This is a genomic window from Vibrio sp. 10N.261.54.E10 (assembly GCF_002877735.2).
GTDB classification, from domain to species: Bacteria; Pseudomonadota; Gammaproteobacteria; order Enterobacterales; family Vibrionaceae; genus Vibrio; species Vibrio crassostreae_C.
Map to the genome: position 1 here is coordinate 579,991 of NZ_MCXE02000002.1, position 12,632 is coordinate 592,622.

Annotated in this window: 11 protein-coding genes; 10 read left to right on the forward strand and 1 reads right to left on the reverse strand. The window is 44.5% G+C overall.

The features are described 5' to 3' along the window. Window positions 1-253 precede the first annotated feature (253 nt). The 4 genes from deoD (at window position 254) to BCU07_RS13770 (ending at window position 5,752) form a co-directional block, all read left to right on the forward strand. Complete coding sequence (deoD, locus tag BCU07_RS13755; RefSeq protein WP_017061880.1) at window positions 254-964, forward strand: purine-nucleoside phosphorylase; 711 nt, start codon at window positions 254-256, stop codon at window positions 962-964. 82 nt (window positions 965-1,046) lie between these two features. After that, window positions 1,047-2,516, forward strand: a complete 1,470-nt coding sequence (locus tag BCU07_RS13760) for a lactate dehydrogenase (protein ID WP_017064249.1) — start codon at window positions 1,047-1,049, stop codon at window positions 2,514-2,516. Between the two features lie 186 nt (window positions 2,517-2,702). After that, a complete protein-coding gene (locus tag BCU07_RS13765) occupies window positions 2,703-4,172 on the forward strand; it encodes a hypothetical protein (protein ID WP_017061878.1) in 1,470 nt (489 codons plus the stop codon). Continuing rightward, on the forward strand, window positions 4,172-5,752 hold the full coding sequence (locus BCU07_RS13770) for a GGDEF domain-containing protein (RefSeq protein WP_017061877.1): 1,581 nt from the start codon (window positions 4,172-4,174) through the stop codon (window positions 5,750-5,752). Before BCU07_RS13765 ends, BCU07_RS13770 begins: the two co-directional genes overlap by 1 nt. Window positions 5,753-5,784: 32 nt before the next feature. On the opposite strand, the gene BCU07_RS13775 is transcribed toward BCU07_RS13770, so the two are convergent. Further along, window positions 5,785-6,687, reverse strand: coding sequence for a DMT family transporter (locus BCU07_RS13775; RefSeq protein ID WP_102428532.1), 903 nt, complete (start codon window positions 6,685-6,687; stop codon window positions 5,785-5,787). 250 nt (window positions 6,688-6,937) lie between these two features. On the opposite strand from BCU07_RS13775, the gene BCU07_RS13780 reads away from it, so the two are divergent. The 6 genes from BCU07_RS13780 to BCU07_RS13805 all read left to right on the forward strand — a co-directional run bounded on the left by BCU07_RS13780 (window position 6,938) and on the right by BCU07_RS13805 (window position 12,539). Beyond that, the gene (locus tag BCU07_RS13780; RefSeq protein ID WP_065583793.1) at window positions 6,938-7,333 is read left to right on the forward strand and encodes a DUF3302 domain-containing protein; all 396 of its coding nucleotides are present in this window, start codon (window positions 6,938-6,940) and stop codon (window positions 7,331-7,333) included. Continuing rightward, window positions 7,333-8,463: an HlyD family secretion protein gene (locus tag BCU07_RS13785; RefSeq protein ID WP_050650987.1), complete on the forward strand. Its 1,131-nt coding sequence runs from the start codon at window positions 7,333-7,335 to the stop codon at window positions 8,461-8,463. The genes BCU07_RS13780 and BCU07_RS13785 overlap by 1 nt, the downstream gene beginning before the upstream one ends. A 302-nt stretch (window positions 8,464-8,765) precedes the next feature. Further along, window positions 8,766-9,314 (forward strand): ECF-type riboflavin transporter substrate-binding protein, encoded by a 549-nt coding sequence (locus BCU07_RS13790; protein WP_004732085.1) that lies wholly within the window; start codon window positions 8,766-8,768, stop codon window positions 9,312-9,314. A gap of 6 nt (window positions 9,315-9,320) precedes the next feature. Further along, window positions 9,321-11,015 carry an ABC transporter ATP-binding protein gene (locus BCU07_RS13795; RefSeq protein ID WP_017064242.1) on the forward strand — a complete coding sequence of 565 codons (1,695 nt, stop codon included), beginning with the start codon at window positions 9,321-9,323 and terminating at the stop codon, window positions 11,013-11,015. Continuing rightward, on the forward strand, window positions 11,012-11,851 hold the full coding sequence (locus BCU07_RS13800) for an energy-coupling factor transporter transmembrane component T family protein (RefSeq protein ID WP_102428531.1): 840 nt from the start codon (window positions 11,012-11,014) through the stop codon (window positions 11,849-11,851). Before BCU07_RS13795 ends, BCU07_RS13800 begins: the two co-directional genes overlap by 4 nt. Window positions 11,852-12,074: 223 nt before the next feature. After that, complete coding sequence (locus tag BCU07_RS13805; RefSeq protein WP_017061871.1) at window positions 12,075-12,539, forward strand: TetR/AcrR family transcriptional regulator; 465 nt, start codon at window positions 12,075-12,077, stop codon at window positions 12,537-12,539. Window positions 12,540-12,632 lie beyond the last annotated feature (93 nt).

Genomic DNA, 12,632 nt, shown 5'->3' on the forward strand with positions numbered 1-12,632 from the left:
GTTTATGTGTGGGCCTTTTCCTCTCATTCGCTTGCAATTAACCCATACAAAATCGATTGCCTTTACGCTTTCAACAGATTTAGTTATCAATATTAATAAAACTATAATGGCAGACCTGTTTTGTGACTAAAGTCTCATGGAGCCACGTTCTAACTCGCTAATATTGCCTCAACAAAACGAATTCAATTCAACAGAATCGGTAATTGATTAAATCCTGTTCCTATAATTACCGTTTAAACTTTGGAGAACGACCATGGCTACACCTCATATTAATGCTCAAGCTGGTGATTTCGCAGAAACAGTACTTATGCCGGGCGACCCGCTTCGCGCAAAATACATTGCAGAAACATTCCTTGATGACGTGAAGCAAGTTTGTGACGTTCGCAACATGTTTGGCTACACAGGCACTTACAAAGGTAAGAAAGTTTCTGTAATGGGCCACGGTATGGGTATCCCATCATGCTGCATCTACGTACACGAGCTAATCGCTGAGTTCGGCGTGAAAAACGTTATTCGTGTAGGTAGCTGTGGCGCGGTACGTGACGACGTTAAACTAATGGACGTTGTTATCGGCATGGGTGCATCTACTGACTCAAAAGTAAACCGCATTCGTTTCAACAACCACGACTTCGCTGCTATCGCTGATTTCGGTCTTCTAGAAGAAGCAGTAAACCAAGCTCGTGCACAAGAAGTTCCAGTTAAAGTTGGTAACGTATTCTCTGCAGACCTTTTCTACACTCCAGAAGCTGACCTTTTCGAAAAAATGGAAAAGCTAGGCATCCTAGGTGTTGATATGGAAGCGGCTGGTATCTACGGCGTTGCTGCAGACCTTGGTGCTAAAGCACTAACTATCCTAACAGTATCTGACCACATCATCCGTGGTGAAAAACTAAGTTCTGAAGAGCGTCAAAAGTCTTTCAACGACATGATGAAAGTTGCTCTAGAGACAGCAATCAACATCTAACGATTTGATAAAAGATACATTGAAAAGCGTTACCCCGCAGCCAGGCTCGCTTGGCTGCTCAAATAATCCCGAGGGGGAGATCGTGTCTAACGACAAGCTGCCAAAAGATGCGGATGGTTTGCAACTCAACTTTTGTAAAACATTGGCGTGTGACAACTTTGGCTTGAGCGATGCAAAACGGTATGTTTTGCAACACGCGAACCCTAAGCGTCCAGCGATGGTTTGTCGTGAATGTGGAGCTTTCCCCCCCTTACTTAACAATCGTGAAGTGTTAAGCGAACTTCATCGCCTAAGACAACTTCACAGCGACGGGCTCCCTGCTTGTCGTAATGATGATTGCGATAACTTCGGCTTATCGGTTCATACCCATAAACATCTTTATCATGCCTTCGGCTACAGTGGCGACAGGCAGCGTTATCGATGCAAAGACTGCCAAACAACCTTCGTTGATAAATGGTCTGGATCCAATAAAAAACTCCAATTTCAAGAGAACCTCATGGGCTTACTGTTCATGGGCTATTCCGTACGTGAAATCTGCCGAAAATTAGAGATCAACCCAAAGACTTTCTATGATCATGTTGACCATATCGCGAGCCGTTGTCGTCGTAAATTAGCGATGATCGATGCACGATGGGTTAACCATGCAAAAGATTACGAATTCGCATCTCACTACCAGCGTCTGCAACCACAAAGTAACAACGGTGTGGTATGGATAGCGACGGGCGAGGCGCATTCTGGTTATATCCTTTGCCAGCACGTCAACTACTCTCAAAATGAAGAACCATCAGGGAACGTCGACCACAACCCTTATGATGATGTGGCACGCTTTGTATCCAAGGAGCACTCTTCAGAAGCAAATCTCGAACTGCCTCAGCCCTCTGACAAACTAAAAGAGCGCATTGAACAGCAATACCAAGTGATTCTTGCGAGAGGTAACGTTGAGGACCCTATGGGTAACCTCACCACATTTAGCTACCCTTCAAAAGGCGCACTCATTCGACCGCCTTATACCTCTTATGCTCACTTCTTACATGTGTTGGATATGTGTAACGAAGACAAGCATGTCGCCATCTATATGCCACAAGATCCATTACTAAGATCTGCCGCTTTAAGCGTATGTTTGCCGCGTATTCAGAGTCAAAATATTGACCTTATGTACGTCGAGGAAGATTCAGGCTGGCAAGACGATCAAAGTTTTGAAAAGATCGACATCGTTCACATGAGTTGGTGGCGCGATCGCTGGGCTATTGCGAATCAAGGTGATAACCAGAAAGGTATCTGCTACCTAACCGGTAACAATCCAGAACCAAAACAGTGGTTTAACACGGCCTCAATTCAACAAACTAAGTTCTATCAACAACGCTTTCAGCTGTTATTTGATAGCTTTATTAATGAGCCCAGACGTAAGCTTCGTCCTGGGGGCATTCTTCCATTGCTCGACATATTTAGAGCTTGGCACAATCTGTGCTACCAAGATAAGCAAGGGCTCACGGCAGCACAGCGCTTAGGCGTAGCAGAGCTGCCATTAACTCTAAAGCAACTACTTTCATAGCAACAAAGCCTTTAGATAATTATTCGGGAACTCATTGATTTTAAAGCAACAACATGAGGTAACACCCATAATTAGAAAAGATCGATGTTCCTTTGACGCTCTAGGAAAGATAATTGGTGCTTATCTCAAATCACACTCTTATAATGATTGTGTTATCAATATGTTCGATAATCATGGATGTAAGTCTTGGACAAAAATCAGTACCTTCTTGAAACAGAATTAGAAAAACTCAAAACTCGTGTCGACTCTGAGCCATCGGTGATCCTAGAGATTGCCCAACAGTGCCTAGTCCGATCAGAGCAAGTTCTGTTTGAAGAGGGTGCCATCCAGTCATTAATGTTAATGGCAAGATGTAGCTGGAACCTGATGGATTACCAAAAAGGTTTAAAATACATCAAGGAAGCCTACAAGCGCCAAAGCCGATTAGATACCGACCTTTTTCTCCCTGAAATCCTCCATTTACACGCGCTCCAGTTCTGGGGACAAGCCAAGTACTATTCCGCCCAACAGTTCTGGATCAATGCTTTAGAGCAGTCCGCGTTGGTTGATGAAGTCGAAATTCAAATTGAATGCCTCATTGGCCTTGGCAATATTTGGCGGATGACCCACGAATATAAACTTGCACGTTCTACCCACCAGCTTGCCGTTAAAGTTGCTAACAACAGCCGCATTGGTTGGTTAGAGGGTAAAGCCAGAATACTGCTTGCGTGGGATTACTACCTGCTCAACAACTATGTTGAAATGCTGTCGGTATTGGACGGTGCAGAAGAAGCATTAAAAGACCATAAAGATAACACTTGGCATGCAGAGGTATGGGACTTTCGAGGCCTTGCCCTACTTGGTCTTGAACGCTTAGATGACGCGGAGCGCGCCACGGCCAAAGCGCACAATCTGGCAGTTGAACACAACCTAGTTTGGATGAAGGCGCACTCATACATCAGCCGAGCTAGATTGGAGCTCCTGAGAAAAAGACCAGAACAAGCGGCGGAATTACTGAGGCTCGCAGAACAATCCGCAAACGAGTTCGATAATGGCGAGTTGCTGAGCCAAATCTGTTACCAACAATCTTTGGTAGCGGAAGAAAACCAAGACTTCCAAGCCGCGCTCGTCGCCTTTAAAAAGTACCGTCAATATTCTATCGGCATGCTCAAAGAGCAAACGACACGTGTCGGTTTGGACAAAGCACGCAGTTCAAAACGCCAACTTGAACAGAGAGCACGAAAACTGATTAATCGTATTCGCGGTCAGCACGAGTACGATCCTGAAAAGCACCTCTCTTACGTTGTCTCTGAAACCTTTTGGTGGGAAAAGTTGGTGCTGTTCAAGACAGAGCTTAAACGTTCAAACCACAGCATCATTATGTTCCATCATGTCGATACTGATTACTTAGATGTCTGTACCGAGATTGCTCATGCTTTATGTAACCAGAATGACTTCATCGCAAGGCTAAGTTCTGAACGTGTGGCCCTTATGCTTTCCGAAAAAGGCGAAGCCGCAGAGCAAACCTTCCAAACTCTCAGCACCATGCTTGATATCTATCCATGGCATAGAAAAGGACTAAAGGGTTCGAAACCGACCGTCAGCCTCAATGATATTTTGACGTTCCCGTTCACGCTTGAACAATTAGAAGAAGACGATGCTGAGGTAATAGAATAATGGAAACTCTATTAAGCAAGATCACAGACGCCGGTTTAGACCCTTCATCAGTATCAGGTGAAGAAGCGATCATCTTCTGGAACCACATTCGTCAGCACGTTTCGACAACGCAAACAGAGCAAGCGCACTGCTATATCATTAGCTCTGAATACCGTGCCGAGTTACAACAAAATCAAACCAGTATCGAAGAGTTGAGACGAGCACTCGATCTGCTCCACCTTCCTGCCGATATCGAAGATATTCTGACAGTCAAAACCAGTTTAAGTGACCGCTTAGTTGAAACTGGTGATTACACCTCAGCACTCAATGAATTCGTCAGTTCATCGACTATCGCGGTTGAACACGGTCATATCGATGAGTATGTATTAGCTATTTTAGGCATGGGCAACCTGTGTGATTCCTATGGCGATCACAACAGAGCACTTCGTTACTACCAAAAAATCAGCAGCATAGACCATGCGATAAGCAGTCGCTCACTTCGCCTCAAATTCAAGCTGCATATGGTAGCAAGCCTACTTCTACTCAATCGCATTACAGCAGCCAGCGATTTACTGAATGAGTGCGAAGAACTGAGTATTTTGGTCAGTGACAAGTTGCTCACAGCTCAAATACTGCTTTACCAAGCAAAGGTGCTGCGCGCTAAGAAAAAACACCATGAAGCGCTACGCTGTCTGTCTAAGGTTCAATACCCAGCCAACAGCACTCAAGCAAGCTGGCTTGCAACCATGACTCGTCTAGAGCTCTCACATTGCCTAAGTGCAACCGGCAAGCAAGACTACGCGAGCATGATTTTGTCGAGCACAGACAAACGCGTGAAAGCCTACTCGTCGCCAGTACTTGCAAAACGATTCTACGATTCGCTGAGTGATGTGTGTATGAATCAAGGGCGTTTTCAAGAAGCGCTAAGCTATGAGAAAAAAGGCTACCGAATTGAAACCGATCTGATGAAGCAGATCCCGATCAGTGAACTCGGTGCAAGCCAGCTACGCCGACTGTCTCGTTTTGAGTTACAACTCAAACTCATTCTCTCTGAACAAGAGAACAAAGAGCTCAAAGAGACAACCGAACAACACAAGAATGCGGTGGCTCAGCTTCAACAAGACGTATTCACAGATCCATTAACAGGGTTGCACAACCGCCGCTGGTTAGATGTGAAACTGAAAGACATGCTGCTGCACGATACCTCTTTCGCGCTGATGGTTATTGATATTGACCACTTCAAGTCTATCAATGATGAACTGAGTCACTTAGTGGGTGATAAAGCGATTGTTAGTGTGTCTCAAGAGCTGCGTTCATACTTTAAGTTTAGAGGCGCATCGTGTGTCAGGTTTGGTGGAGAAGAGTTCCTCGTCATTCTAGAGAACACTGATCTCCCTAAAGCAGAAATGCACTCTGAAAATTATCGAGAGCGCATCTTCCAATTCGGTTGGCATGAGATACTTGGGGAGCGCGGTTTGACCGTGAGTATCGGTATCACTTTACATCGTGACGGAGAGAATACTCAACGTACCTTCTACCGTGCCGATAAAGCGCTATACCGAGCTAAAGCCAACGGCCGTAATCAAGTGTGTACAGAGTAATGGCATGTCACTCTGTAGCTAAGGCCAACAGCTTATTGAAAAAAGAACAGAGAAATACCAGCAAGGGCGGCAAGCGTCCCGATGATACTTTGTTTAGACACTTTCTCCCCTTTCAGCGCATAGATCACCAGAATAAAGACCGGGCTGGTCGCTATCAACGTTTGTGCAATCGCAGGGTTAGCATTTTTCAACGCCACTTGTTGAAGCCATAAAGCGAGAAACGTTCCGACAAAGATTGCCCCTAATAACCACAGTTTATCGAACCTAGTCATTTCCCATAGGTCTCTTTTTATCGATGAATACGGCTTCTTTTCAACAAAAGGGATAATCAGCATCACAGCAAACACGCCAATCGTCAGGCGAATCAAAGCACCTAACAATGGTGGGATATCACCCGCCACTAACGCGTAATGAGAAATAACCACACCAGATGCCTGACAGACACTCGCCACAAGCCCATAACCAATGCCACCCCACTGCGCTTTGTTATTCGATTCACCGCTCGCCGATTTTGATGGCTGGAAGACAACGAAGGTCACCGCTAGTGTTGTAATCACGACACCGAGCCAACTTTGCACTGTCAATACAGCGCCCAGGAACATTAATGCCAGCACACCAGAAAGAGGCGGGGCTAAAGATTCCAGTAACAGCGTCTTATTGGCACCGATTCTTTTCAACGCCGCAAAATAGGCGCTATCTCCAATCGCAATGCCAATCACACCTGAAATTGCCAATATCAGAAAATGGTTGGTACTCAGTTCAAACTCCGGCATCGGTATAAGAGGCATCACCAGCAACATCATCCCTGACGCCACTACACCCTTAACAATGTTAAATTGCATCGCAGAGAAGCGATGTCCAAATTGCCCATAGATCCATGTCGCACATGCCCACACAATTGCAGCGCCAATGGCCGCCAATTCACCTATATACATCCGTATTTGTCCCTTGTGGTTATGCCCGTCATTCAGAATCTTAACTGTCATCATTTCAGCTTAAATACCAACCAGAAAGTCGAAATAGCCTCTTCACACGCGATGAGAATTTATAAGATTCATCAATGCTTTTATTCGCATTAGAAGCGACAACACATTATTTTCAACTCGGTAAATCATTTTTATAACAATTACTTAGATGATAGCGTAGTATATTTATAACTAACATCTAACATTACAAGGATCTGTTATGTTTTTAGACTACTTTGCACTCGGTCTACTGATTTTCGTAGCATTGGTTATCTTTTACGGCATCATCGTTATTCACGATATTCCCTATGAAATAGCTAAAGAACGCAACCACCCTCATCAAGATGCTATTCATGTCTCAGGCTGGGTTAGCCTATTCACCTTACACGCTATTTGGCCATTCCTTTGGATCTGGGCAACGCTGTGGCGTAAAGATCGTGGTTGGGGCTTCGCTAAATTAGAAGAAGAGCAACACGATATTCATCATCGCGTCGATATTCTCATCGAGCAAGTGAGTACCCTTCAGGAAGAAATCGCACAGCTCAAGCAAGCTGGTGCTGGGCAAAACAGTTCAGAGAAAGAGACCAACAACGTTCAAGATCAGGAGGCTAAGTAATGGATTTACTGCTGATAATGACCTACGCGGCACTTTGTATCACCATCTTCAAAGTATTTAATATCCCGCTCAATAAATGGACCGTGCCTACCGCCGTTCTTGGTGGTGTCGTCATCATAGGTACTTTGATCCTACTGATGAACTACAACCACCCTTTCACGCAAATTGGTAATCAAGTTTACTCAACAACGCCAGTCGTTTCAGGCGTTAGGGGTAAAGTTATCGAAGTGCCAGTAGAGGCAAACAAACCTCTGAAGGAAGGGGATATTCTTTTCAAAATCGACCCAGTTCCATTCGAAGCTGAAGTTGCAAGATTAGAAGCTAAAGTAAAGGAAGCAAGCCAAGGTGCGCTTGGAATGGAATCTGAAGTGGCTGAAGCTGAGGCTGCAAAAATCAAAGCCATCGCAGAGAGAGATAAAGCCCAACGTGAATTCTCTCGTTACAAGCGCGGTTATGACAGCGGAGCCTTCACTGAGCAACAATTAGATACTCGCAGACAAGCTTACAAGGCATCAGAAGCCGCCGTGAAAGTGGCAGATGCTAATCTAGAACAGGCAAAAATCGCCTTAGACTCTGAAATTGGTGGCGAGAATACAGCCGTTTTAAGCTTACTGGCTGAATTGCGTAAAGCTCAGTTTGATTTAGAGCAAACCGTGGTTCGAGCTCCCACTGACGGATACGTTACGCAGCTAGCATTGCGCCCAGGCGTTATGGCAGTGCCGCTTCCTTTAGCTCCGGTAATGACGTTTGTTCACACAGAAGAACAATTCTATACCGCTGCGTTCAGACAAAACTCCTTACAACGCCTGCAACCGGGTTACGAAGCTGAGTTCTTGTTTAGAGCATTGCCAGGGAAGATATTCAAAGGACGTATTGATGAAGTGATTCCAGCTATTGGTGAGAGCCAATTCCAAGCTAGAGGCGCGCTTCTAGGTACTGATGCGTTGCGTACCAGTGGTCGTGTGTTTGTTAAATTGAGCATCACTGATGATCTGTCTGACTACCATTTACCTATGGGTACCGCGGTTGAAGTTGCCGTTTATTCTGACAGCTTCACTCACGTGTCTATCATGCGTAAGGTCCTTATTCGCATGAAGAGTTGGCAAAACTATCTATACCTAGACCACTAAACGGGCGTAGATATGTGACGAACCCGCTTAACACATTGTTAAGACGAATGAAAAAGCCAGACCCGCTCTGGCTTTTTTGTTGCTTGATTAACCGTAAAATTGCGCTTTTTACACGATATTTAGGTGTTCAGATGGAATTTTAGACATCTAGACACTTACCTTCCCTTATGGAAGGGTTCTACTGTATAATGCGCGCCTTATTTTTTATATTTGCCCAAAAAACGTTCTCATTGAGACGCATATTAATAATGGCGAATATTCGTTCTTTATTAAGCTTTATCTTTCAGTATTCGAGGTTATCTATGAACTTTTCAGCTAAAACAGTGGTCGTTATTGCCATTGGCGCGGCACTGTACGGCATTGGTGGTTTACCTATGTTTGGTGTCCCAGTGTTTGCGAACACGACATTGAAACCAGCGATGGCAGTTCTAGCACTGTTTTCTGTTTTGTTCGGCCCAATTGTTGGCTTCTTAGTTGGCTTTATCGGTCACTGGGTTACGGATCTATTCGCAGGCTGGGGCGTGTGGTTAACTTGGGTTTTAGGCTCAGGTATCGTAGGTATGGTTATCGGCTTATTCCCAATGATGACTAAGAACCGCCTTCAACAAGGTGAACTGCCAATGAAAGATTTTGTATTGTTCGTGATACTGGCCCTTGCAGGTAACGTTGTAGGCTATGGCTGCTCTGCGTTCCTCGACACCATCCTATACGCAGAACCGTTTACTAAAGTCTTCACTCAGCTGTCTATCATCGCAGCGGGTAACACCGTTCTGATCGCTGTTGTGGGCTTCCTGATCCTAAAATCAGTCGCTAAACGCAACAAACAAAGCCGCAACCTGACTGAGGCATAAGCGATAATGACTATAGCATTTTCGAACTTCTCTTTTAGATATGAGTCGCTGGATAAACCGACGCTAAAAAATATCAATCTAAGGATAGAGAAAGGAGAGAAAATCGTCATTATTGGACCAAGTGGTAGTGGTAAATCTACCCTAGGTCAATGCCTTAACGGTCTGATTCCTCATGCTATCAAAGGTGAGGTGACTGGCTCTCTAGAGATCAACGGTAAGAACATTTCTGATTTTTCTATGCACGACTATACCGAGCAGGTTGGCACAGTATTACAAGATACTGATAGCCAATTTGTCGGTTTGAGTATTGGCGAAGACATCGCATTCGCACTGGAAAATCAGTTAGTGTCGAACATTGATATGTACCCTCTGGTTAAGTCGACAGCAAAAATGGTCGACTTAGCAGATATGCTTGATCGCTCGCCACATGATTTATCCGGCGGCCAGAAACAACGCGTGTCATTAGCGGGCATCTTAGTTGATGACGTTGACATCCTGTTGTTTGATGAACCTTTGGCTAGCCTTGACCCGAAAACGGGTAAAGCGACTATCGAAATCATCGACCAACTTCATAAAGAAACCAACAAGACTATAGTCATCATCGAGCATCGCCTTGAAGATGTACTACATCGCGATATCGATCGAGTGATCTTGATGGAGCGCGGTGAAATTGTCGCGGACATGACACCCGATGAAATCTTAGCTTCTGAACTGCTTGAAACACACGGTATTCGTGAACCACTTTATTTATCTGCTCTGAAGGCAGCGAAAGCACCTTTGACCAGTGAAGATAAGCTATCAAACCTCAAAGCTCTCGATTACAAAAGATTCCGCCCTGCGGTTCAGGCTTGGTTTGCAGAGCGCCCGACTCCAGTTGCCGAGAAGCAGTACCAACCTTTGCTTGAGGTCCACGGCCTGACTTACTCTTACGATGGTGAAAAGAACGCTCTCGAAGATGTCAGCTTTAAGATTGGTAAGGGTGAGTTCGTTTCAATCTTAGGCAAAAACGGTTCAGGCAAATCTACCATCACTAAACTCATCATGGGTGTGATCGATGCCGATTCAGGCTCTTCCTATCTAAATGGTGAAGACCTATCTGAGCTTTCTATCTTTGAAAGAAGCCAGAAAGTCGGTGTCGTGATGCAGAACCCAAATCATATGATCTCTCATCATATGATTTTTGATGAAGTTGCATTCGGTCTGCGTAATCGTGGGGTTGCAGAGCAGGAAATCAAAGAGAAGGTGGAAAACGTTCTTGAGCTGTGTGGCTTGAGCAAGTTCCGCCACTGGCCAATCGAAGCGCTAAGCTACGGTCAGAAAAAACGCGTAACGATCGCTTCTATCTTAGTATTGGAGCCAGAGCTTCTGATCTTGGATGAACCAACAGCGGGTCAAGATTACCGCAACTACACCTCAATGCTGGCGTTTATCCAAAAGCTTAACCGCGAGTTAGGTATCACCGTCGTGATCATTTCACACGACATGCACCTTGTTCTAGAGTACACCACACGCTCAATTGTCATTGCAGACAGCAAGTTGATTGCCAATGCCGCGATGACGGAAGTATTTAGCCAACCATCACTTCTAGAACGTGCAAATCTTTGTACCACCAGCATTTATGAACTCGCGACTATGATGAAAATCGACGACACCAATGCGTTTATGCAGTACTTCATCGACTACGAGAGAAGCGCTCAATGAACGCATCAAAAGTAAAATTCGGCATCAATTACATTGATACAAAATCACCGCTTCATGCACTTAACGGCATCACCAAATTTGCGCTCTTCTTAGCTTGGGTAACCGTGGTCTTAACTACGTTCGACCTAAGATTGATTGCACTGCTTATTGTGACTGGTTTATACCTGCTAAAGCTGACCAATGTGCCTGTACGCGTATATAAGCCTCTGTTATTGGGTACGGCGAGTGTATTGAGCCTAAATGCTTTGTTCATGTATCTGCTGGCTCCACAGCAAGGTACTGAGCTCATCGGCAGCAAAACCTTATTGCTGACATTGCCGGGTAACTACTCGTTGAGCCAAGAGACTCTGTTTTACTTGGTTACTGTGACGCTCAAATACATGAGCATGTTCCCGATAGCGTTGATTTTTGTCTTCACAACGCATCCGACTGAGTTTGCAGCTAGCCTCAACCGTATCGGTGTTCCTTACAAGATCGCCTATGCGGTCAGCTTAACACTGCGTTACTTGCCAGAAGTTAAGAAAGACTTCATCAATATCATGCATGCTCAACAGGCTCGTGGTGTAGAGCTCTCAAAGAAAGCGCCTCTAATTACTCGAATCAAAAATGTGGCTAAGGTTCTAGGCCCGCTCATTTTCTCTAGCTTGGACCGAGCAGACGAGATCTCTAACGCAATGACGTTACGAGGTTTTGGCCGACACAAAGCTCGCACTTGGTATAGCTATGCACCTTTGAAACGTATCGACTTTGTTTGTTTAGGTGTCATCGCTTTTATCGTGGTGTTAGCCATTGCGAAACGCATTCTAGAGCCGCAGTTATTTTGGTATCCGTTCTAGTCATCTGAATTAGCATAGATAAACAAAGACTTTAAATAACACACCGCTCAATAGGGCGGTGTTTTTGTTTATGCCAAAATCTGATTGATAATTGAACCAATGACACAATACTGACTATATTTAACGATAAATTGACCAGTTATTTACCCTTGGAGTTTGAGATTTAATTCATAAGCTCTTAATATACTCGTTTACAGAATGTTACACTCAATAGAGATTTGTAATGGCTCGAATTACTCAAGTACAGAAACTAGAAAATCAAAAAAACTACGATGAGATCGTACTAAACCTTTTTCTGGCTGAAGGACATGAAGCACTAACTTATGCAAGGATTGCTCAAGAGATTGGCATTAGTTTAACGACGCTTCAGGGCTATTATCCGTCGACCCGCGCTATTCGCTCAGTACTTCACGAACACATGCTATCGATCGTTATAGACAGTCTAGACTTTTCATCGGAAGCGCTTTTTATCCAATCTTGGCAAGCCGCTCTAGATAATGAGCAGTTTCGATACGTGATTAAATTGATGTTTTTCCATGCTTCGCAAATCAAGAATCCTGAGCAATTTAACCTCAGCTCGAACGGCGAATTTCGTGAAAAGATGTTGGACAGTTTCGGCAACAACTCAGTTCGAATCCTTGAAATGGTAGTCGGACGCTCAATGTTCTATCTCACCAACTTCAAGTAACGCTAACCAGCTTACTGAAATAGAAAAAGGGAACCCTAGGGTTCCCCTTTTTAGACTTTCAGAAAAGTGAGCAGCGATGACCTGCTCAACTTA